Source organism: uncultured Coprobacter sp., assembly GCF_947855755.1.
Classification (GTDB): Bacteria; Bacteroidota; Bacteroidia; order Bacteroidales; family Coprobacteraceae; genus Coprobacter.
In genome coordinates, this window is the sequence record NZ_CANUAR010000010.1 from 49,466 (window position 1) to 73,334 (window position 23,869).

At 36.5% G+C, this 23,869-nt stretch carries 19 protein-coding genes and 3 tRNA genes; 16 read left to right on the forward strand and 6 right to left on the reverse strand.

The features are described from left to right. Window positions 1-4 precede the first annotated feature (4 nt). From Q0093_RS07310 to ribD, 3 genes are all read right to left on the reverse strand, one after another. On the reverse strand, window positions 5-676 hold the full coding sequence (locus tag Q0093_RS07310) for a DUF6089 family protein (protein WP_294176310.1): 672 nt from the start codon (window positions 674-676) through the stop codon (window positions 5-7). Window positions 677-765: 89 nt separating this feature from the next. After that, on the reverse strand, window positions 766-2,382 hold the full coding sequence (locus tag Q0093_RS07315; protein WP_297929347.1) for a DUF6242 domain-containing protein: 1,617 nt from the start codon (window positions 2,380-2,382) through the stop codon (window positions 766-768). Between the two features lie 192 nt (window positions 2,383-2,574). Continuing rightward, window positions 2,575-3,624 carry a bifunctional diaminohydroxyphosphoribosylaminopyrimidine deaminase/5-amino-6-(5-phosphoribosylamino)uracil reductase RibD gene (ribD, locus tag Q0093_RS07320; RefSeq protein WP_294176312.1) on the reverse strand — a complete coding sequence of 350 codons (1,050 nt, stop codon included), beginning with the start codon at window positions 3,622-3,624 and terminating at the stop codon, window positions 2,575-2,577. A gap of 43 nt (window positions 3,625-3,667) precedes the next feature. Between ribD and prmC the strand changes: the two genes are divergently transcribed. The 10 genes from prmC to Q0093_RS07370 all read left to right on the forward strand — a co-directional run bounded on the left by prmC (window position 3,668) and on the right by Q0093_RS07370 (window position 9,840). Then, on the forward strand, window positions 3,668-4,513 hold the full coding sequence (gene prmC / locus Q0093_RS07325; protein ID WP_297929349.1) for a peptide chain release factor N(5)-glutamine methyltransferase: 846 nt from the start codon (window positions 3,668-3,670) through the stop codon (window positions 4,511-4,513). Between the two features lie 92 nt (window positions 4,514-4,605). Continuing rightward, a complete protein-coding gene (locus tag Q0093_RS07330) occupies window positions 4,606-5,073 on the forward strand; it encodes a regulatory protein RecX (protein WP_297929351.1) in 468 nt (155 codons plus the stop codon). 149 nt (window positions 5,074-5,222) lie between these two features. After that, window positions 5,223-5,771 (forward strand): ComF family protein, encoded by a 549-nt coding sequence (locus Q0093_RS07335; RefSeq protein WP_297929353.1) that lies wholly within the window; start codon window positions 5,223-5,225, stop codon window positions 5,769-5,771. A 97-nt stretch (window positions 5,772-5,868) separates the two neighbouring features. Then, window positions 5,869-6,507: an orotate phosphoribosyltransferase gene (gene pyrE, locus Q0093_RS07340; RefSeq protein WP_022391262.1), complete on the forward strand. Its 639-nt coding sequence runs from the start codon at window positions 5,869-5,871 to the stop codon at window positions 6,505-6,507. Window positions 6,508-6,514: 7 nt separating this feature from the next. Beyond that, window positions 6,515-6,928 carry an SRPBCC family protein gene (locus Q0093_RS07345; protein WP_294176316.1) on the forward strand — a complete coding sequence of 138 codons (414 nt, stop codon included), beginning with the start codon at window positions 6,515-6,517 and terminating at the stop codon, window positions 6,926-6,928. An 11-nt stretch (window positions 6,929-6,939) separates the two neighbouring features. Further along, window positions 6,940-8,286 (forward strand): argininosuccinate lyase, encoded by a 1,347-nt coding sequence (gene argH / locus Q0093_RS07350; protein WP_297929355.1) that lies wholly within the window; start codon window positions 6,940-6,942, stop codon window positions 8,284-8,286. An 86-nt stretch (window positions 8,287-8,372) separates the two neighbouring features. Continuing rightward, on the forward strand, window positions 8,373-8,864 hold the full coding sequence (locus Q0093_RS07355; protein ID WP_294176318.1) for a hypothetical protein: 492 nt from the start codon (window positions 8,373-8,375) through the stop codon (window positions 8,862-8,864). Window positions 8,865-9,008: 144 nt separating this feature from the next. Next, window positions 9,009-9,084, forward strand: a tRNA-Gly gene (locus Q0093_RS07360). Window positions 9,085-9,088: 4 nt separating this feature from the next. After that, a tRNA-Leu gene (locus Q0093_RS07365) sits at window positions 9,089-9,172 on the forward strand. A 188-nt stretch (window positions 9,173-9,360) separates the two neighbouring features. Then, on the forward strand, window positions 9,361-9,840 hold the full coding sequence (locus tag Q0093_RS07370) for a DUF456 domain-containing protein (RefSeq protein WP_297929358.1): 480 nt from the start codon (window positions 9,361-9,363) through the stop codon (window positions 9,838-9,840). 171 nt (window positions 9,841-10,011) lie between these two features. Here Q0093_RS07370 and Q0093_RS07375 read toward each other — a convergent pair whose 3' ends face one another. After that, window positions 10,012-11,175 carry an alpha/beta hydrolase family protein gene (locus Q0093_RS07375; protein ID WP_297929359.1) on the reverse strand — a complete coding sequence of 388 codons (1,164 nt, stop codon included), beginning with the start codon at window positions 11,173-11,175 and terminating at the stop codon, window positions 10,012-10,014. Between the two features lie 232 nt (window positions 11,176-11,407). On the opposite strand from Q0093_RS07375, the gene Q0093_RS07380 reads away from it, so the two are divergent. The 4 genes from Q0093_RS07380 (at window position 11,408) to Q0093_RS07395 (ending at window position 14,703) form a co-directional block, all read left to right on the forward strand. Further along, window positions 11,408-12,139: an HAD-IA family hydrolase gene (locus Q0093_RS07380; RefSeq protein WP_297929361.1), complete on the forward strand. Its 732-nt coding sequence runs from the start codon at window positions 11,408-11,410 to the stop codon at window positions 12,137-12,139. Window positions 12,140-12,143: 4 nt separating this feature from the next. Beyond that, window positions 12,144-13,205: a 3-dehydroquinate synthase gene (gene aroB, locus Q0093_RS07385; RefSeq protein ID WP_297929363.1), complete on the forward strand. Its 1,062-nt coding sequence runs from the start codon at window positions 12,144-12,146 to the stop codon at window positions 13,203-13,205. A gap of 112 nt (window positions 13,206-13,317) precedes the next feature. Continuing rightward, window positions 13,318-13,392, forward strand: a tRNA-Pro gene (locus tag Q0093_RS07390). Between the two features lie 126 nt (window positions 13,393-13,518). After that, a complete protein-coding gene (locus Q0093_RS07395) occupies window positions 13,519-14,703 on the forward strand; it encodes a tyrosine-type recombinase/integrase (RefSeq protein WP_297929365.1) in 1,185 nt (394 codons plus the stop codon). Between the two features lie 265 nt (window positions 14,704-14,968). On the opposite strand, the gene Q0093_RS07400 is transcribed toward Q0093_RS07395, so the two are convergent. Together Q0093_RS07400 and Q0093_RS07405 are read right to left on the reverse strand one after the other, a co-directional pair. Further along, a complete protein-coding gene (locus tag Q0093_RS07400) occupies window positions 14,969-16,627 on the reverse strand; it encodes a hypothetical protein (protein ID WP_297929367.1) in 1,659 nt (552 codons plus the stop codon). Beyond that, the gene (locus tag Q0093_RS07405; protein ID WP_297929369.1) at window positions 16,620-19,142 is read right to left on the reverse strand and encodes a hypothetical protein; all 2,523 of its coding nucleotides are present in this window, start codon (window positions 19,140-19,142) and stop codon (window positions 16,620-16,622) included. Before Q0093_RS07405 ends, Q0093_RS07400 begins: the two co-directional genes overlap by 8 nt. Before the next feature lie 376 nt (window positions 19,143-19,518). On the opposite strand from Q0093_RS07405, the gene priA reads away from it, so the two are divergent. After that, window positions 19,519-21,984, forward strand: a complete 2,466-nt coding sequence (priA, locus tag Q0093_RS07410) for a primosomal protein N' (protein ID WP_297929371.1) — start codon at window positions 19,519-19,521, stop codon at window positions 21,982-21,984. Window positions 21,985-22,750: 766 nt separating this feature from the next. Then, a complete protein-coding gene (mdh, locus tag Q0093_RS07415; protein ID WP_009318078.1) occupies window positions 22,751-23,692 on the forward strand; it encodes a malate dehydrogenase in 942 nt (313 codons plus the stop codon). The last annotated feature ends 177 nt before the right edge of the window (window positions 23,693-23,869 follow it).

A 23,869-nucleotide genomic window follows, 5' to 3' on the forward strand; every position in this document is an offset into this window, starting at 1 on the left:
TTTATTATAAGTTATTGCAAATAGTCTTTTTACGCCCGAAATCATAAGTTATTGTAAACCATGTAAAAGAATACCAATCGGTATTCTTAAATGCAGAACTTTGAATTTTATAAGGATCGTCCAAAACTTTTCCGTCAAGCTTATCCCCTAAAGATTTCCTCATAGAAAATTCAAAACCGATATTCCATCTCTCAGCCAACTTATACTTCAGCCCCACTCCGATAGGTATATTCAAACTAAAATATCCGTCACCTTTTTTAGGGACTGCCGTAATCCCCACCCCGCCTAACAGATATGGAGAAAAACGCTTTGTTCCTAAATAAGAGTACCCCCATCCATAATGGAAAAAGTTAAATTCCGCTTGAGCACCCATATCGATCAACTGTCGCTTAAATACATAATAAGCTCCTCCGGGAAAGACATTGGACATTCCTCTTGTATCACCTTTGATACCGGACGTCGCCAAATCACATTTTATAGCCCAGCGATAATTCAGGTTTCTTCGAAATACCGCTCCGAAAACCGCTCCCGGCTTTCGAAATATTTTTGAAGGATTAATATCCCCCATATAAAATCCTATACCTGCGCCCGCACCGATTTCATACTTAAAATCCTGGCTTCGGACTACCGATATAGAAGCTATCGATATAATGATAATCAAAAGGAGCTTCTTCATGTGATGTCATTTAAAAACGCAACCTAATAATAAAAACGCTACAATTTGATTAAAATTATTTCAAGAATTCATTTTTCACCTTTATTTATTTAAGGTATAGGCTCAAAAGTAAGCCGTGTGATTACTCCTCGCCACACCTCATCATACAAATCTCCGCTTTCATTCACTCCGCCAAACATATATATAAAAGGTACAGGCTCGGTTGTCAAAGCTTTTGTATATCGCCACATACCTGTCGGAATAACAGGACTCTCTATCGTATTCCACAACATTTGAGATGACCGGATATTAAGACTTTCTTCACATACGACAACCGACGCAAAAGCTCTACCTTTAATATCTTTCGGTAAAGATAAGGAAGACCCGTCTTCTGCTTTCGTCCAAAAACCTCCCAAATCTGTTGTAGTATAAATATCATTCAACACTTTAGTGCCATCCGATCCTCCTATAATAAAGTATGTCAACAATTCAGTGTAATAGTCAAGAGACGAATTATATTTATATGTATAATATGTAAAAAACATAGCCCCTTCTCTCGGTGTAATCGGAGCTCCACCCGCTCCTCCGTTCACATTATTCAACGATACCCAAATTTCTCCGTCAAACCCCCATACCGAATTGGAAAAAGAGTGCCCGTCACTTAATCGCCCGCCGACAAAAACAATTTGGGATGTTCCCCAATCGCTTTTATAAGAGACTGTATTGCTAAAACCCGAAACGGGGAAATCTGCCGGGACAACCGTCAATTCACCTTCTTGAGGATAAGATGCATACTTATAAACACTTCCGTCCTTAACTATTCCCAATAAGGTACTTTCGTACATTCCTATCAAACTGTAAAATGCAGAAGAACCTGCTACCGGATTCCAACTAACACCATCAGAAGAAGATACTAACGTCTTTGAGTCTGATGCTCCGGACAACGCAAAAAAGCCTTCGGGAGAAACGACAATAGAACTTATATCGAAATCGGATATTCCGGAAATAGTACCTTTTTGCCAGTTTCCTTGTCCCGGAGTAGCCGTTTTAGATAAAGAATATTCACCCGATTCATTTTCGGTAAAACAATAAACGACACCATTTTTCATCAAAGTCTTCTGAGCAACAGCATCCGATACAGGCAGCCCGCTACCTGACAAATTCTCCCAAATCAAAGAATCTGCTTTTACTTGATGTACCCGCACATCGATCACATAATCTCGTTGAGTTGTTCCGTCTGCCGCAACAACGGTCATGGTTACCGATCCTCTTCCGCCGGAGAAATCAATAGAGTCGGAAGGTGATTCTAAATAGTTGATCGTCGTAGTTTTGTCATTTCCCGAATCATCTTTACCTTTTATATATATTTCAACTTTTGAAGGAGATGAAAATTCCATATTTGCAACCAAATGGGAAATGTCCGTCCCGTAAGGTAAAGAATCTGCATTGTAAATATTTCCGGATACAAGATCGATCGTAAAAAATCGCTTAGATAAATTATCAACAATAGAGGCCGTATCATCGGATAGATAAAAAGAATTTACCATAGTGTTCGAATAAGAGGAATACAACGGCACATCTTCATCTTCCGCATCATTGCAACTAATAAACAATATAAAAAATACGGATAAAAGAGAAAAAAGTATTTTAGACACTTTCATGCTGAAATATTTTACATTAATAGCTATTAAAGCTGCAAAATTAGAAACATTTTTCGCTTTAGCCACAGTATTGCATATAATTATAACAATTTATAGTAAACCACGATTTTTTTCAACAAAATAGCAATCTATAAATTACCATAAATTATAGTTGCAAAACCATTTCTAATTTTGCCAAGTTTCAAAATTAATAAAACCGATGAAAAACTGTCCTGTTTTTCGATATACATGCCAAATAACTCTATTTATCCGACATTTCTATCGACGATATATTTTTGAAATCAAATGTCCTCCGGAATAAAAAAATCGATCGGGAACACGAGTTACGACCGGTGCACAGACTCCGTTTTTCAATTCAAACGGAGTCTCTTCTATCCGGATCTCATCCCAACAATCCGAATCGATAAAACTTTGTAACAGAACCGCACCTCCTTCTACAAGCAAGCTGCTTATTTTCCGACGAAACAGTTCCTGCAACAGTGTCGGAATTATCGGCTTTGCGAAATCGACTGTCAAATACTCAATATTACCGCTCGGTTCATGTATTTTTTCCGTAATGACTAATGTCGGATTTCCATCAGAAAACAATCTTAAATTTTCAGGAAGCTCTAACCTCCGGTCTATAACCAAACGTAACGGATTTTTACCGCTCCAATAACGTACTGTCAAAGAAGGATCATCATATAACGCCGTACGTCTCCCAACTAAAATTGCATCATATTCAGCTCTTAACCGATGCACAGATGCTAAAGTAGCAGCATTGGAAAATAAAACCGGCGACTCACTACAAGATCGTATCCGATCGATAAACCCATCGGAACTTTGTGCCCACTTTAAGAGAATATAAGGACGATGAAGTTTTTGAAATGTCATAAAATGAGCATTCAAACGAATAGCCTCTTCTTCCAATACCCCCGTGATTACCTCGACTCCGGCCTCACGCAACATGCGGACTCCTCGCCCGGAAACTTCAGGAAAAGGATCGAAACAGGCCATGACGACCCGAGGTATTTGCTTTTCGATAATCAGTTTGCAACACGGAGGTGTTTTTCCATAATGAGAACAAGGTTCGAGTGAAACATAGATCGTAGATTCTCTAAGCAATTCTTCATTCTTGACCGAACGGATGGCATTGACTTCGGCATGTGCGTCTCCATACCTGCGATGATACCCCTCTCCTATAATTTTTCCTTTATGCACGACTACCGCTCCCACCATAGGATTGGGAGATACATGACCGCGCCCTAATGCCGCCAATTGTAAACAACGACGCATATAGCGGCAATGATCCTCATGCGAATATTTCATACTATATTTTTCTTATCTTTGTACACAAAGCAGCAAGCCGCACATGGAACAAAGTATTCGACGTATCCAAAATTGTTTACAGGATATATATCCTGCCGGAGAAATCAAGGCATTGACCCGCATCATTCTCGAAGAAGTATGCCAATATTCTCTTACAGATATACTTTTGCACAAAAGTAGCATTTTATCGACAAGTAAGCACCAAGAGATCGAAACTATCTTACAACGGTTGAAACGAAATGAACCGATCCAATATATTCTCGGACATACAAAATTTTACGGAATAAATATCAACGTAGCTCCCGGAGTGCTGATTCCTCGCCCCGAAACGGAAGAATTGGTCGAGCTTATCTTAAAAGAAAATGAAAAGCTGAAAGGAAACATCCTCGACATCGGTACAGGAAGCGGATGTATAGCATTAGCTCTGGCAAAATTCTTACCTGAATCCCGAGTAGAAGGTTGGGATATTTCCCACGAAGCCCTGAACATAGCGGCACGAAACGCCCGACAAAACGGTATCGAAGTATCCTTTCATTTAAAAGATATTCTAAATCTTAATACAGAAGAAATCCCCCAATATGAACTGATTGTAAGCAATCCCCCTTATATTTGCGAAAAGGAGAAAAAAGAAATGGAAAGGAATGTCTTGGACTATGAACCTCACCTCGCCTTATTTGTAAAAGATTCCGACCCGTTACTTTTTTACCGAAAAATAGCAGAAGCCGGAAAAAGTATTCTTAAGCCCGGAAAGAACCTTTATTTCGAAATCAATGCTTTATTCGGGAAAGAGACACAAGAGATGATAGAAGCATACGGTTACATGGATGTTCACATATATAAAGACATTTCGGGAAAAGACAGATTTATCTCTGCAAAGAATAACGGATAACCCCGATATGACAAGACCTGTTTTTTCCCGGAATCTTTTTCTCTTTTTTACAGAATAGCACAAAAAAACGAATAACTTTCATTATATACACCATGTCTAAATCTTTATCGCCTCAAGAAGCTTTGCACAAGGCAGCAGCATATTGTTCTTCTGGAGAACAATGCTGTCACGACATATTCGAGAAACTAAAAAAATGGGGAATTGAAAACTCCGAAGCTTCTGAAATCATAGAATATCTGATAAAGCAACGCTTTATCGACGAAGCTCGTTATGCAAAAGGATTCACAAATGATAAATTCAGATTCAATAAATGGGGAAGAATAAAAATAGCATACGCTCTACGTCAAAAAAAAATCTCGGAGACATTAATCAATGAAGCTCTTTATAACATAAATGAAGAGCAGTATCGGGATACTCTTTTGCAGATTCTGGAAAACAAACAAAAAAATATAAAAGCATCCGATAAATACGACCTGCACGCAAAACTATTCCGATTTGCCGCATCCAGAGGGTTTGAACCGGATATCATACAATCGGTCATTCAATCCATGAAACTATGAAAAAACAGATCGGGAATATAATAGATCTATTTTATCCTCGCACCTGCCGGGTATGTGGAAGAACGTTGCTAACTCACGAAGAATTTCTATGTCTTCATTGTATTCACAATATACCCCGAACCGATTTTCACAAAAAAGAATCCCATCCAATGGAACAATTGTTCAGAGGGAAAATCGACATACAAGACGCATACGCTTTCTTTTATTTTACCCAAAACGGGGATTACAGACATCTGATTCACAACATAAAATACAAAGGAGAAAAGCTCTGCGGAAAATATTTGGGCACTCTTTTCGCCTCGGAACTGCTTAAAGACGGGAAACTTCAGGACATAGACATCATTGTTCCTGTTCCGTTACATCGTAGCAAAGAGCGAGCCAGAGGATATAACCAAAGTGAATGGATCGCTAAAGGTATTGCCGATGTTATCGGTAAAGAGGTGTGTCCTCATTTATTATACCGAAAGAAAAAAAACGAAAGTCAAACCCATAAATCACTCTATGAACGTTGGCTAAACACTCATTCGGCATTTTATCTTCAGGAAACGGCAGGAATAAAAGATAAACATATTTTACTGATCGATGATGTCGTAACTACCGGAGCTACTCTATTAGCATGTGCTGAAGCATTATCGGAATCTGAAAATTGTAAAATTTCTTTTTTAACTTTAGCTATCACTCAACAAAACAACAAATAAGAACCTGAAAAAATCATTCCAGAAAATTTTCTTTCGTTCTGTTTTTTGTAACTTTGCATTTACAATAAAAGAGTTACAATATAGAACCAATAACAACATGAAAAGTTTAGAGAGATTAGTCGCTGAAAAATTACTTAAAATCAGTGCAGTAAAACTCCAGCCATCCAATTCCTTCACATGGGCTTCAGGATGGAAATCGCCGATTTATACGGATAATCGCAAGACCTTATCTTATCCGGCACTCCGTTCTTTTATCAAAATCGAATTGTGCCGTCTGATTATGGAAAAATATGAAAATGTCGACGCTATTGCAGGTGTAGCGACAGGGGCAATCGCTCAAGGAGCTTTAGTCGCTGACGAATTAGGTTTACCATACGTATATGTGCGTTCTACGCCCAAAGATCACGGACTTGAAAATCTGATCGAAGGAAATTTGATTCCGGGACAACGGGTCGTTGTCATAGAGGATTTGATCTCTACCGGCGGAAGCAGTCTCAAAGCCGTAGAAGCCATACGCAACGCAGGTTGCGAAGTCATAGGTATGGCAGCAATTTTCACTTATCGTTTCCCGATTGCGGAAGAACGATTCAAAGCGGCAAATGTAAAATTGACTACCCTCAGTAACTACGATGCTGTACTGGAAGTAGCTCTGGAAACCAAGTATATCGAAGAAGAAGATCTTGCTACTTTACAAGAATGGAGACGCGACCCTGCTAAATGGAATCAAGATAAATAAACGGCAAATGACACAATTCGAAAGTAATATAAAAATTATTCCGGCAAATATAGAGACCATCTTTAACACGATATCCGATCTAAAAAATTTGGAAAAGATTAAAGACCGCTTGCCTGTCGACAAAATACAGGATTTCTCTTGTGACACAGACAGTTGCTCATTCTCGGTAAATCCGGTCGGTTCTCTCGGACTAAGAATTATCGAACGAGAACCTTACAAAACGATCAAATTCGAAACGGAGAAATCTCCGGTACCTCTCTTTTTATGGATACAATTATTACCTGTAACCGATCAAGAGACAAAAATCAAAATCACATGTCGGGCTGAACTGAATATGCTCATTAAAGGAATGGTTTCGAAACCGTTACAAGACGGTATCGAAAAACTGGCGGATATGTTGACGACAATTACTTACGAATAAAAAAAATTTTCATGGCACAGAAACTCTGGGAAAAGAATGTTCAGGTAAATGCGGATATAGACCGATTTACAGTAGGAAGAGACAGGGAAATGGATCTCTATCTTGCTCCGTATGATGTATTGGGTTCTATTGCTCATATTACAATGCTCGAAAGTATCGGATTATTAACAAAAAACGAACTGGATATTCTGACCGGAGAACTTCGGAACATTTACGCCATAATCCAAAAAGGCGAGTTCATTATAGAAGATGGCATTGAGGATGTTCATTCGCAAGTAGAACTGATGCTGACCCGTAAATTAGGAGATATAGGGAAAAAAATACACAGTGGACGTTCTCGAAACGACCAAGTGCTCGTGGATCTAAAACTATTCATTCGCAGTGAGATAAAGACCCTTGTCGAACTTTCCGATAATTTGATAAATGCATTAATCCGACAAAGCAATACATATAAAAATATTTTAATGCCCGGATATACGCATTTGCAAGTTGCCATGCCCTCTTCATTCGGGCTTTGGTTTGGCGCTTACGCAGAGAGTCTCGTCGATGATCTTACCGTCATGCAAGCGGCTTATCGCATCTGCAACAGAAACCCGTTGGGATCTGCTGCCGGATACGGCTCATCATTTCCTCTGAATCGGACAATGACTACCCGACTTTTAGGATTCGATTCTATGGATTATAACGTCGTATATGCTCAAATGGGACGAGGAAAAACCGAACGGATTGTCGCATCAGCGATGGGATCGATCGCCGCAACATTGTCGAAATTGGCTTTTGATGCCTGTTTATTTAACTCCCAAAATTTCGGATTCATCAAACTTCCGGATGAATATACTACAGGATCAAGCATCATGCCTCATAAGAAAAACCCGGACGTATTCGAATTAACTCGTGCCAAATGTAATAAAATACAAGCTCTTCCGTATCAGATTACACTGATTTCCAATAATCTTCCCTCAGGATATTTTAGAGATCTGCAAATCATTAAAGAAATATTTTTGCCGGCTTTTGATGAACTAAAGGAATGTTTGCGTATGGTAACGGAAATGATGAGCCATATGACCGTAAACACTCATATTCTGGACGATGATAAATACAAATTGATATTCAGTGTTGAAGAAGTCAACCGTCTGACCCTTTCCGGAGTACCGTTTCGGGATGCTTACAAACAGGTCGGATTGAGTATCGAAGCCGGAACATTTGAACCCGATAAACATGTACAACATACACATGAAGGCAGTATCGGTAACCTCTGCAATGATCGCATATCTTTACTAAAACAGCAAGTTATAGACGGATTTGATTTTAACAAAATCGAATCGGCTGAAGCTGCTCTTTTAGGGAAATCTCGATAAAAGATCAAAGATTTTTAAAGAAAAAAATAAATTCTTCACACGCAGAGATATACCAAAGAGAATATCTCTGCGTTTTATATCTGTAAATGTCTGTAATGTTCAAATATCCATTCATATTATATCTATTTCTGATTATTCTTTTCTCCGGATGCGATAAGAATGATGAATACCGTATTCCGGTAACGACCGTAAGAATCGAGTTCAGAAGCTCTGCTTTATGGAGTCAATACGGTGTACATGCGTTTCCGGACTATCAGAAATTTATTCTCAACAAAATTCCCAACAAAGAATTTTATAATGTATCTTCTGCAACAGGCTATGGAGGTGTATTACTGGTCTGCGGATATTCTAATCAATTATACGCTTACGACCTGACATGTCCGGTAGAACGAGATCCCTCAGTCAGAATCGACATAGATGAAGAGACATATCACGCTTATTGCCCACAATGTAAATCGACATTCGATGTTTTTGAAGGAACAGGTTCTCCTTTAAGCGGAACAGCTCGAGAACATAAATATATGTTACGAAGTTATCAAGTCGGCATCGCAAACGGATTATATTATATAACAAACTAAAAATCAAAGATTAGCAGGTTAAATATCAACACAAAATCATTTCTTGATAAACTCATAAAATCATATTTTTAAAAGTTTATCGAGCTTTTCGGCTATAAATCTTTTGAAAAAACAAAAAACAATTCTATATTTGCAGTCGCAAATGCGAAAATAGCTCAGTTGGTAGAGCATAACCTTGCCAAGGTTAGGGTCGCGGGTTCGAGTCCCGTTTTTCGCTCCAGGCCGCCCGGATGGTGGAATGGTAGACACGAAGGACTTAAAATCCTTTGGCTATTGCAGCTGTGCGGGTTCAAGTCCCGCTCCGGGTACGAAAGGCAACAAATCAAAGAAATCTGAGATTTGTTGCCTTTTCGTTTTTTTACAATATTCCATATAAAAACATACCAATATTTACAACTCTCACCTATTACTTACATTCAATTTTTTATTTATCGTTAACACCCTTATTTTGTACAAAAAAGAATATATTTACAACCTTATAAATCAAAAACAAAATATGGATATCGCATTGATTATTTTAGGAATAATTTGCCTCATTACAGGAATAGCCGGATGTTTTCTTCCGGTTCTTCCGGGACCGCCAGTCGCCTATTTAGGCATTCTTCTCCTACATATCACCGAAAAAGTACAATACTCCGGCACACAATTACTGATTTGGTTGTTTATCGTCGTTATCACATTGATCTTGGATTATTTCATTCCGATGCTGGGCAGCAAATATAGCGGTGGTAGTAAATGGGGAAACCGGGGTTGCCTAATCGGAACGATCATCGGGCTTTTCTTTTTACCTTGGGGAATAATAGCCGGTCCTTTCTTAGGTGCTGTTATCGGTGAATTATTAGGACAAAAAGAGCTTTCTCACGCTATAAAATCCGGATTGGGATCTTTAGTCGGATTCTTACTGGGGACTGCATTAAAATTTATCGTATGCCTTTACTTTACATACACATTCATAACAAGCCTTGTAAACATGTAAAACGAAAAAATTCCAGTAATAAATCGAAACGGAGTTCCGACATACTCTCAGAACCTGTTTAAATTTTGCGTAAGTCTGTTTTAAGAATTGCTTTGTCGGAAAATTCAGACAGGCCATAAAACTCCTATAAATTATTTCACATTACAACAGAAATCATCAATCTCAAAAATATTATTTTTTCAGATGCCTGTCCATAAATCGCAATACTTCTATTTGCATCTCTCTGTTAAACTCATGCGGAGTATCCCATACACGGGTTTCAAGGTTATCTGAAACACCTTGACTATCCCACACTTTACGCAAAATACCGAAGGCATCCCATGTTCCGGATAATGGGAAAAGTTTATCTTTCGCCCCATTAAAAAGCAACAAAGGTTTAGGACATATAATCGACGCTACATGCGGATAATCAAGATGGTTGCGAAGACCCGGCAAAATGGTCGAATATGCCGAATATCCTTTGTTTTGATTATTGGCAAGCGTCATTAAATATTCGGTCGTATTCATCCAGCAAATTGCAGCAGTAGTATTTATTCTGTCACTTGCCGCAGATAACATCCATGCCCGATGCGCACCGATCGAAAATCCGACCGCCCCAATCCGGCCAGCATCTACAAAAGGTAACGTCGCTAAAAAATCTGTACTTCGAATATCATCATTCGTAATGACTCCGCACCAAGACATTCCAAGCTGGAACAGATTCGACGCAAGAGCCTGTTGAGCATTGTAATTTTCCCCTTCAAAACGCCCTCTTTCTCCCCAAAAAAGAGCATCGATAACTAAAACCACATATCCTTTCGAAGCAAAAAAGTCCCCGATATAAACACCGTCATAACATTTCTTTACCCAATCTTTAGATTCTTGTAATACAGAATCGGGGACATGAAACGGTCGCACATTTTTTTCTTTCCCTATTGAAAATTTGGCCCCATGATCATGCAATACGACAAGAGCCGGAAACGTACCCTCTCCATCCGGAATAAGCAAATACGCCGGAATGCGTACATCATAAGAAATATTAAAATCAATTTTCTCTACTCGATAACCTTCCCGTTGCTCCATATCAATAGTCCGATACCCAAAATGGGTCTCCGGAAGTATCGCTTGTAAACTTTCTTTTAACAGTTTTCGAGCATATTTCCTCCATCTCTTAAATGACCTTATCGACGAATTACCCCAAGCATCCGGAAATACCAATCGGTCACGTATCTGTTTATAATAAACAGGCATATCTTTTTTAAGCTCATATCTATCATAACAATACACCGTATCCTGAGAAAAAACATTTGATAAAGAAATTAAAAAAACAATCGAAAATAATAATACCTTTCTCATTAATTAATAGCTGATTTTGCAACATACAAAAATTATTTCTTAAAACCTATCTATGTATTCCGATAACAAGGATATCATAGCTTCACACGTTTCGATATCCGTGCAAAATTCAGACAGGCTCTTACAAAGATATCTATTTCCCCTTCTCAAATAAAGTTTTTCATTCAAAAGTAAATTTTGCAATTATAAGTAACAAATACTTTGTATTTTTGCAAAACTAAAAAAAGATAAGATGACGAATCCGGAAATACAAACTTTTTTAGATAAGCATGGATATGACAAAATCGATCTGAAAGCCGTACTTATCGATATGGACGGTGTTTTGTATGATTCGATGAAGAATCACGCTAATGCGTGGTATGAAACGATTTCGGCTTTAGGCATAGATTCTACACCCAGTGAATTTTATTTATATGAAGGTAGAACCGGCGCTTCTACAATCAACCTACTATTCCAACGAGCATTCAACCGCCCGGCTACCGAAAAAGAGATTCACGAAATCTACGCAAAGAAAACCGAGAGTTTTAACCGGCAACCAAAAGCCGAAGCCATGCCGGGAGCGGCCGAATTTCTAAAAAAAATAAAAGCAGCCGGATTAACTCCGGTTTTGGTAACCGGATCAGGACAAACATCCCTTCTTGATAAATTAGATCACGAATATCCCGGTATCTTCACTCCGGAAACAATGGTAACCGCCTTTGACGTCAAATATGGAAAACCTCATCCTGAACCATATTTAATAGGATTGCAAAAAGCCAGAGCAAAACCGAATCAGGCAGTTGTCATCGAAAACGCTCCATTAGGCGTAGAAGCCGGTGTTGCCGCAGGGATCTTTACGATCGGAGTAAATACCGGACCTTTAGATGATAAAGTTCTTTTATCTGCCGGAGCAAACCTGCTTTTTCCCGATATGCAAACTTTAGCTGACCGGTTTGAAGAAATATATACTGCATTAAAAAAATAAACCTATGTCGAAACAACCCGTTATTTTCACGCAAAATATATCTGAAAGTATCGATGAAATGTTATCTCGTTATTCCTATGATAAGTTGTTCGTATTAACAGACCGAAATACTTTCAAATTTGCATTCCCTTTACTTGAAAACAGTACGTTATGCAGTAATGCCGAACAAATCATCATCGAAGCGGACGACACGCATAAAAACCTGGAGGCTTTAGCCTCCGTATGGAAAATTTTAAGCGATAAACATGCCACCCGCCGTTCTTTTATGATCAATCTGGGAGGCGGCATGGTAACTGATCTGGGCGGATTTGCAGCATCCACATTCAAACGGGGTATTCGTTATATCAATATTCCCACAACATTATTAGGTGCGGTAGATGCTGCAGTAGGCGGGAAAACCGGAATCAACTTCAACGGACTAAAAAATGAAATAGGAGTATTCAATCCGGCTGAATCGGTATTGATTTCTACGTTTTTTTTTAAAACATTATCCCGAGAACATCTCCTTTCGGGCTATGCAGAAATGCTTAAACACGGACTGATTAGCAGTCCCGACACATACAACAAATTATTGGCATTGGATTTTTCCAATCTCGATTTAGACAAACTGCTGAAATTACTGGAAGAATCAGTAAAAGTAAAAGAACGCATAGTGGAAGCTGATCCTTTTGAAAAGAATATCCGAAAATCTTTAAATCTCGGTCATACAGTAGGACATGCATTCGAAAGTTTATCGCATGAACGCAAATCTCCGATACAACATGGATATGCCGTAGCTTGGGGATTGATTTGCGAACTGCTATTATCTCACATGCATTTAGGCTTTCCGGTAGAACGTATTCGTCAATTATCGACTTTCATTGCTGATAATTACGGTGCATTTCCAATTACATGTGAAGATTACGACTCTTTACATGAAAAGATGACTCACGACAAAAAAAACGAATCGGATAGTGTCAATTTCACATTACTGAAAGATGTCGGCATAGTGGAAATTAACCAAACAGCAACAAAAGAGGAAATATGTACCGCTTTTGATCTGTACCGAGATCTTTTTCACTTATAAAAGAATCTCTTTTCTATATAGGACAAGTTATGTTTCCCTGAGAGTCTGTCTAAATTTTACAGAAAAATTTTGCTGATAAAAATAAATATACTACTTTTGCCACACAATTAATCGGGGCGTAGCTCAGTCCGGTTAGAGTACACGTCTGGGGGGCGTGTGGTCGCTGGTTCGAATCCAGTCACCCCGACATACATAGCCGTAACTTATTGATTATCAATAAGTTACGGCTATGTCGCTATTTTGTGCCGGGAGAAATACGGGAGAGGGTTGTTAAACATTTGGTCGACTTTTTTTAAGCCGGGCAAAAAAAAAAATGTCTATACGAAAGAAAAACCAACAATTAGAGAGTATTATCGGATATACTCCTCCGAAATTATACACAGGGAAAAACGGGAAAGACTGGTATATAGGTTTTTATGCGTTTGATCCGGAACTTAATAAAATGCGGCTCAAACGCATAAAAATAAATCACGTCGAAAAGATCAGCGAACGAAGGAAATATGCAAGCGATTTGATAATACGGCTGTCAGAGAAATTAAGAGCCGGTTATAATCCTTTTATCGAACAAGGAACGGGAAAAGGATATATGCTGTTTGCCGATGTATGCCTGTCCTATGAACGAACAATTACAAGGTATTTGAAAGACGGTATTTTGCGTGAAGATACTTATACGGGATATATGTCTTATATGCGTAATTTGATTAAATACAATACTTCTTTACCGATTCCGATCACTTATATTTACCAATTGAATAAAGATTACGCCAACAATTTTTTAAATCATATTTATATCGATCGGGGAAATTGTCCGCAAACTCGTGATAATTATTTAGGCTGGTTACGGGTGTTCGCTTCATATCTGACAAAAAACAGTTATCATTCGAGCAAATTTACTGACGGATTAGATGTATTAGGTAAACGATCCATAAAAAAACAGCGTACCGTAATCCCACCCAATATATTGGATTCTTTAAAAACATGGTTGACAAATCACAACAAACACTACCTGTTAGCCTGTTATATTCTGCATTACTGTTTTATCCGGCCGAAAGAAATGTCTAAAATAAAGATCGGAGACATTTCCGTGAAGCATCAGACAATATTTGTGTCCGGTGATATTGCAAAGAATCGCTGCGATGCCGTTGTTACATTAAATAAAAAAATAATTACCCTTATGATCGATTTAGGAGTCCTAACCTATCCGACAAACTATTATTTGTTTTCTTCCGAGTGTCGGCCGGGTCTGGAATATCGATCTGAAAAACAGTTCCGGGATTACTGGCATTTACATTTAAGGCCGGCATTGAAACTCAAACCTCAATATAAATTTTATTCACTGAAAGACACAGGGGTAACGACTATGTTAAGAAATAATGTAGATAAGTTGAGCATCAGGGATCAAGCCCGCTGGCACTCGGTATTAATGGCTGATATATATACACCTCATGATATCCAAGACGCTAACGAATTATTAAAAGATTATGATACGGATTTTTGACATAAAAAAGGGGGCGTGTCAAAACAAAAATGACTACTCCTATACATAACAACAAGGTATTTTTCTTTTTGAAGTTTCAATCTATAAGATTTTCAAATTCCAATTTTTATTTTGAGACTACCTCTTTATTTTTTCTATACTGACGGAAACAAAAACAAATACCATTAAACATAAAATATTTGGATTCAAAAGAATTGTTTTTACTTGTATCGTTCTATTATTTATATCAACTATGTATTGTATTTCCTCTGCCTTAAGAGATTAATTATGCAATATATTTATTACTTAATTGTTCATAAGATTTTTTTATTACCTTTGAAATCGTATCTTGTATATCTACAACATTAGAAGGCTTAGAAGGTATTATCCCAATTTGAGGATAATATGAATCAATCATAATATAATCTACTTTTTTATCTACTGGGGCTAAAATAAATAAATAATCTATTTTTCTATACGGGTTTTGGAATATACCTGTATTTAATATATATTTATATATACAATCATTTAACCTCCTTCCAATAGTCCTTTCTCTAGAATATTTAGCATCTAATATACAATAAACATTATCTTTAGAAAGAGATACAAACTCAATTAAAAAATCAGGTTTGTAATAAGTACCCTCCTCACTATCAATTCTAACTAAATCTAACATAGATTGTTTCTCACAAAAAAAATGCGGTTCATAATAAAAATTAATAGTCAATTCATCTTTCTTATAAGATTTAAAATATCCAGCATTACAATCATTATAACTTTCATTTTCTTTAAATTCTAACTCCTTTACTTCTTTATCTACAACTTCTAACAAAAAATAGAAATTATACATCTCATACAAATAACTCATTTTCTGTATATTGAATAATAGCATATCGCCATGAAAATCAAATTTAACATTCCATGCTTTTTGTACCAACTTAAAAGCATTGGCATAATGCCTACGGCCAATAAAAACAGGAGTTAAAGTAGGACGTTCTATTTGAGGGAGAGCATCAATAAAAATATTTCTGTACTTTAAATATAAATTTTCAAGTTTGCGTTTAATATCCACGGCCTCTTTCAATAATCGTATATACGGAATCTTTTTAAGGTCTCGAAAATCGACATAATTATCATCACTATATTTCTTTGTTACATCAATGTTGTTACTTATCTCTTTTTTTAAGGAGCTCAATTTATTTATCAAACGTAAAAATCCCCCTAAAATAATATTATTTTCATATGTATTATAGCAGTAAACCTGTTTGTTGACAAACACTTGGTCTATAACTCCATAAGTCCCATTAAAATCAATTGCATCAGGATCATATCGAAATTCAGGGCTAAAAGATACTGCATCCAAATTTTCTAATATCCATGGTATAGAATCTGCGTCAATTAAATTCGCAAAATAATTTGAAAGTTCACTTTTCGGACGTAATACATAATACGGTAACGATTTAAATGAGGCAATATACTCCAACATTTTATCATAAAAAGAATTAGCATAATTAATAAACTTAGATGTCATATTAATCTCTGTTTCTTGTATATTAGATGCAGTAATAGAACTCTTAGATAAAAAAATATTATATAATCTTCTATCCTGCTTCCATAGATACATTAACATACCCTCAGCATCATCTTTTTTTAGCTTTTCTATCAAAACATTAAAATTAAAAACTTCATTATTGACTTTCAATGAGGAAAATCCAAAGCAGTCAATAAATAAACATTCTGGTTTTATTGTAACAACCTCTAATTGAGTAATATTAAACATTGAACAATCCAGTAGAATATCCTCCAAAAAAACCTTTTGATCTATTATCGGCGAATTTGAAGTATATTTCAGTTCATAAGCATCTAGCTCACAAACTTTATATACACCATTAACAGGACGAACTTCCTCAATATTATTATGATGATGTCGAAAAACCTTAAGCATGAGACAATGTTAAAAAGTAATTAAATTGATTCTCATAAATTTCTCCTTCCTCTCCCAATGAAATTATATCTTTCAAAATACTTGCAGATATACTAAATTTCTCTTCAGGTAACTTTTCTTGAAGTTCTTTTAATTTCTGCTTAGCATGTATACCTTGTACATTGATTAAAGGCAATAGGCGTTGAGCTATAGCATAATCAAGCGGTCTGTTTTCTTCATGCATAATTTTTTTAGCAACATTACAATACCTTTTTATCGATATTTCAACACGGGGACTTACATAAATATTCAGTTTTCTAAATTTGTCTTTAATATCCCTGAAAAGCTGTTCTCGTTCATCATCAAAAGCAACATTTAATTCATCCTTAAAATCTAACAACTCAAAATAATCTATTATGTCCTTATAACGCAAAAGAACTTTTTTAATATCTTGACAGATTAAATTGTCTATATTGAAATTTTCAGGTTTTAAACGTATAATATTGGCACGATCTATTACTCGAGGAGAAAGTTCTTCAGTAGTTTGATCATAATTTATTGTACCAATAAATCTTAAATTATTAGCGTATCTAAGATGCTCTGTACCACCTAAATCTAAGGCAAAGTATTTACCTTCATCCACTTTACTATCTGTTAAGTTATAAAATATTGACCAATAATGTTCCAGCGGACTCAAATTTGCCTCATCTAGAATTACATAAGCTAGAGAAGAATCTAAAAATAGACTGTTCTTACATTCATAATCCAATTGCTTCAATAATGGATATATTCCAGTTGATGATGGAGTAAATCTTTTTGTTAATGGATTAAAAAAACCTATTAAATCTTTGCTGCTAGTCCACCCACGACTTACAGATACTTCTCTTATTTTTTCAGTAGGAGCCAAAATATTCACTAACAACTTTGCTAAAGAAGTCTTTCCTGTACCCGGTAATCCAGCCAATAGTGTAAGAGTATTCTGATGAATTGAAATAAGAAGATTGTCAAGAAAGTGAGAATCCACCTTTCTATTATTTCGCGCAAGAATATCTAATACTTTATTTCTGAATGAAACATAGTTCTCATATTTCACATCTTCATCTTTAATCCTTAAATCTGGATACTTAATTTCTTCATTTATATTATATGTAGATAAATCACGCCCACTCAAAAAATCAAAATACTTTTTATGCTGAATTAATTCTTTCAACTTTTCTTGCTCTTCTATTTGTTTATTAACAAATTCTTTTCTTAGGTTCTGAATCGCATCCTCTAGGTCTCGTTTACTATTTTCTCTCCACCGTATGTCTTCCTTTATTGTTGCTAATTCTTCAGAGAGTCTTTCCTCTTCAACATTAACAAATGAAGATAAGTTATTTTTGCGTTCTTCTAGTTTCGTTATTTCAGCTTCTAAATTCGTTTTTTTATTAATCAACTCTTGTTCTTTAAAATTCTCTTTATCCCGTTTTAAACTCTCAAATTCCTGATTTTCCTTTTCTATATCTTGTTGCAATTTTTCTTCTTGAGTTTTTAACCTCTCAATTTCCGCATTTAATTGCAATCTTTTTTCTGACAATTTATTTATTGTATCTCTCACAAACTTCATCTGAGGCAAACGATCTATAAAATCAATATTTGACAATATCTCATTTTTTCCCGCATCTATAATAGCCAATAATCGTTCATTTCTTCTCACATAGGCATTATCACTTATTTCCGACCTAGATTTTTGAATAAAATCAATGAATGAATTTAAAACATCAATATTATAATCATTAGAAGAACCTTTTACTCTTATTTCAAATTCCTTTAATAAATCTTCGTCACTTATGAAATCAATTATATGCGGAGAAGGCAATTCATTCACTCCTGGGATGAAAATCCTCCTATCAACATCATTTGCAGAAAAGGCAACAAAAGATTTTTCTTTCATTTCATATTCTCCAAATTGCATATATTCAGATTTCCTTATAACAAATCGTTCCTCACTATCTTTTTTCTTTGCAACAAAAGGTCCTTTCATTGTTTTATTATCTTCTGTTATAAAAAAACAATTATTAAGTCCTACATAATTATCAGACAACAGAGGTTTCAGAATATCTTCTTTCAAGCTAAAAGTAGACTTTGCTTCACTTATTTCACCTTCAAATATTTCTATTATCTCATTGTTTAAAATTTCACTTAAATTAGAATGAAAGGTTTTAACCTTAGGGAAGTTGGGGTTTTCTTCATTTCCACTATTATAAATGACATTTCCCGATGCAATTTTAAATAACTGATTAACAGTAAATCGCTCCCCTAACGATAATACATCTTGGTTATATTTATCCTTCACGATAAATATTTTATTCCCCATATCATATTCATCAATATCTTCTATTATTTGTCCATCCCTATGTAAGATAGAAATAACATTTTTATCCGGGAAATCTTCATCTTTTACTACAAGAATATAATCTTGCTCATTAAATTTACGATTATAACTATTATAATCTCTATAGCTAAAAGAGCTAGAACTTAAATTACCTTTCTCCATGTCAATATTTCCTTCAAAATATATAATAAACTTAGCTAAATCAATCTCATATTAACCCTATATCACAAATATAAGAATTAATCATATCACAATTAAAAAAATAAAAAGGATTTTTAATTAATAGATTTTCTTAGAATCTGTCCAAATTCTATTCAAGTCAGATTTGAGAGTTTATTCTGAAGATACCTTGTTATTTTCACTCAGCATATAGTCTACGATTCTCTTCGTAAAAACGACAAAAGACTGGATAATATTTTTGAAAATTCAGATTGACTATTACTGACGTTTCTCAATTTGCAAATTATAAATGAGATGAGCATTACAAATCCGAGGCATTTTACTATTTTTGTCTGACAATTCTAAATCCATACCAGACGTGTCCCAGTTTGCCGATGTCATATTACCTCTTCCGTTACATAAATATTATACATACCGTATTCCTGCGGAATTAAAAGAAAATTTATCTACCGGAAGCCGGGTTATCGTCCCTTTCGGACGAAAAAAATATTATACGGCTATCGTCATTTTTACTCATAATCATGCACCTGCTGATTATGAGACAAAAGAGATTATCTCTTTATTGGACAATGAGCCGATTTTACGACGTCCTCAACTCAAATTTTGGGAATGGATTGCCGGGTATTATTTTTGCTCTGTCGGCGATGTATATAAAGCTGCACTACCGTCAGGATTAAAATTAGAAAGCGAAACCTTAGTTTCTCCTAATCCTGATTATGAAGAAAATTCGGACAACCGACTAACAGAAAGGGAATCGATATTATTAGACACACTAAGCAAGTATCCTAAAATCTCAGTACAAGATCTGGAGAAAGAGAGCGGGTTACGCAATATTTTACCTGTTATCCGTACTCTGCTCGACAAAGAGGTTTTATTCATTACAGAACAGATTAAACGGAAATATCGCCCTAAAACCGAGACATATATAAAACTGGCTTTCGAACCGGAAGAACAAGAGAAACTACGGCCTATTTTCGAACAATTGACATCTGCCAAGAAACAGCTCAAATTATTGATGGCCTATCTCGAATTGTCATCATTCATGCAAAGAGGGCAATATAAAGAAGTATCCCGAAATACTCTGCTCGAAAGAGCCGATGTATCCTCATCAGTCCTTTCAGGACTGCTCGATAAAGGGATACTAATCTCTTATAAACGGGAAATAAGTCGGTTAGGCACTACCGAACGGTCTGCTGAACCGGCTCACTCTCTCAACACGGTACAGCAAAAAGCTCTTGACGAAATATTTTATTCTTTCAAAGATAAAGAGGTTACTTTGCTGCACGGTGTAACTTCCAGCGGTAAGACCGAAATATATATCCACCTGATTCAAGAAGTCATCCAAAAAGGGAGGCAGGTGCTCTATCTCGTTCCTGAAATAGCTTTAACTACTCAACTTACAACCCGGCTACAACGAGTTTTCGGAGACCGTCTTGCTATTTACCACTCCAAATTCACCGATAACGAACGGGTAGAAATATGGAATAACCTACTAAAGGACAAAGGAATACAAGTCATTCTCGGAGTACGATCCTCAATATTTTTACCTTTCAAAGATTTAGGACTGGTTATTGTAGATGAAGAACATGAAAACACCTACAAACAACAAGACCCCGCTCCACGCTATCATGCCCGTAACGCAGCCATCGTATTGGCATCGATGCACGGTGCAAAAACATTATTAGGAAGTGCTACTCCGGCTTTAGAAAGCTACTATAATGCACAACAAGGGAAATATGGATTCGTAGAACTTTCTTCCCGTTTCGAAGATATACAATTGCCTCGAATATTAGTAGCCAATACTCAAGAGCTTCGTCGTAAAAAACAGATGACCGGCAATATATCTCCTCTGCTTCTCGATGAAGCCAATCAAGCCTTAAAAAGAGGGGAACAGGTCATTTTATTTCAAAACCGCAGAGGTTTCGCCCCAGTAATAGAGTGTAAACTTTGTGCATGGGTTCCCAAATGTAAATATTGCGATGTAACATTAACCTATCATAAACGATATCATCAACTTACTTGTCATTATTGCGGATATACATGCGAAGTTCCCAGACAATGTCCTGCTTGCGGACATACTGAAATCGACATTCGAGGATTCGGTACAGAACGCATCGAAGAGGATACCGCCCAATATTTTCCGGGTTACCAAATCGCCCGTATGGATCTGGATACTACTCGTACGAGAAAGGCTTATGAACAGCTGATCGAAGACTTCGAACAGCACAAAACTCAAATTCTGGTCGGGACTCAAATGATCACCAAAGGACTGGATTTCGATAACGTAAGCGTAGTCGGTATTTTAAGTGCCGATACAATGATGAATTTTCCTGATTTCAGAGCTCACGAACGGGCATTTCAACTTATGGCTCAAGTTGCAGGACGTGCCGGACGAAAGAAACGCCAGGGTACTGTAATTCTGCAAACGGCACAGCCTGAACATCCGCTCATACAACAGGTTATCAACCACGATTACACAGGAATGTTCTATACACAAATGGAGGAACGTCGGCAATTTTCCTATCCGCCCTTTTTCCGATTGATATATATATATCTTAAACATAGAGATGAAACAATTCTCAATTCGATCGCATTTTCTTATGCAACACGTTTACGACAGGTTTTCGCTCATCGCATATTAGGTCCGGATCTTCCCCCTGTTGCCCGGATACAATCTCTATATATCCGCAAAATCGTTCTAAAAGTAGAAAATAATGCATCTATGGCAAAAGTGAGAGAACTCTTATATCAGGCTCAAGACGATATGCTAAAAGACGAACGATTCAAATCTGTTACCGTATATTACGATGTCGATCCTATGTAAGAGCTTGTCTAAATTTTCCAATAGAAAAATATTATCAGGTCATTTTTGCGCTTTCTTCCGGTCTTTTTTCCCGTTTTCACTCGTCAGATAGCCCGCTATCATCCTCCTAAAAACAGAAAAACATACTCAAAAGAAACTCTCAAAACTGACCCGAGCAAAATTTACGATAGGCTCTAAGAGTTATAATAATACTTTTATTTCAAGTAGATTCAATCCTTCAATGAAAGAAAATTTAATTTTTTAAATCGATAATCAACGAATAGTTTATAACTTACAAATTACAACGGATTATTAACAATGTTATCAACAATTCATTTTTATAACTCTTCCAATAAAAAATATAACTTAATAAAAATAAAGACATTAACATTATCCACTGTTGTTAATAACAAAAAATAGAACTCCAACGAGAAACCAATCCTTCAACCTGTATTTTAGTCTTTTTCCGCAATAATCGAGTTATTAACCGAACACGATCGAAGTTATTCACAAAAACGCCTTACTTATACACAGTCAATGTTCATATCCTTCTCTAAATTAATTCATAACCATCTATATATCTGACAATTATAATTATCAACAACCGTTCATATCCCCTGTTCATTGCTCAATATCGAATATTCTGACACAAACCGAATAAAATTAACCCGAATAGATATGATTTATCAAAAATTAAATACGGAAAATTTTCCACAATTAAATATCGTTTGTACATTTGCAACCGTAAAAAAGAGTTTAATTATCAACTAATAAATAAAGAATTATTATGTCAAAAGTAACAGTCGTAGGTGCAGGTAACGTAGGTGCTACATGCGCAAATGTATTGGCTTTTAATGAAGTGGCCGACGAAGTAGTATTGTTGGATATCAAAGAAGGCGTAGCAGAAGGTAAAGCATTGGATATGATGCAAACGGCAACCTTGCTCGGTTTTGACACTCGTATCACAGGAGTTACCAACGATTATACAAAAACCGCAGGTTCTGACGTTGTTGTCATTACATCCGGTATTCCTCGTAAACCGGGTATGACTCGCGAAGAATTGATCGGCGTAAATGCAGGAATTGTAAAATCTGTTGCAGCAAGTGTATTAGCACACTCACCCAACGCAATCATTATCTGCGTAAGCAACCCTATGGACACTATGACTTATCTGATTCAGAAAACTTCGGGACTTCCTAAAAACCGTGTAATCGGTATGGGAGGAGCATTAGACAGTTCCCGTTTCAAATGCTATTTAAGCAAAGCTTTGAATGCCAATCCTAATGAAGTAGAAGGCGTTGTAATCGGCGGTCATGGCGACACGACAATGATTCCTTTAACTCGTCTTGCTACCTATAAGGGGCTGCCGGTATCTCAACTTCTCGATGCCGAAACTTTAGAAAAAGTAGCTGCCGATACTATGGTAGGAGGTGCTACATTGACAAAATTATTAGGGACTTCTGCATGGTATGCTCCGGGTGCAGCTGCTGCATACGTTGTTGAATCTATCCTTCACGATCAGAAAAAAATCGTTCCTTGCAGCGTATATCTGGAAGGCGAATACGGACAGTCAGACATCTGCATAGGTGTTCCGGTTGTTTTGGGACGCACCGGTTGGGAAAAAGTGGTTGATTTCAAACTCAATGATGCAGAAAAAGAGTTGTTCGAAAAAAGTGCTGCTGCCGTTCACAAGACAAACAGTGTACTTCACGAGATCAAAGCTCTCTAAAAATTACAGTATTTTCGATAATAAAAAACCTTTTTGCAGCTTGCAAAAAGGTTTTTTTCGTTAAGAGTCTGTCTAAATTTTCCGATAAAATTATATATCCGAATCTTTCGAGTCTACTTTCTCATTCCTGCACAGCACACAGTCAACAGCCGCCTTTAACTTCTTCCGAAAGAAAAT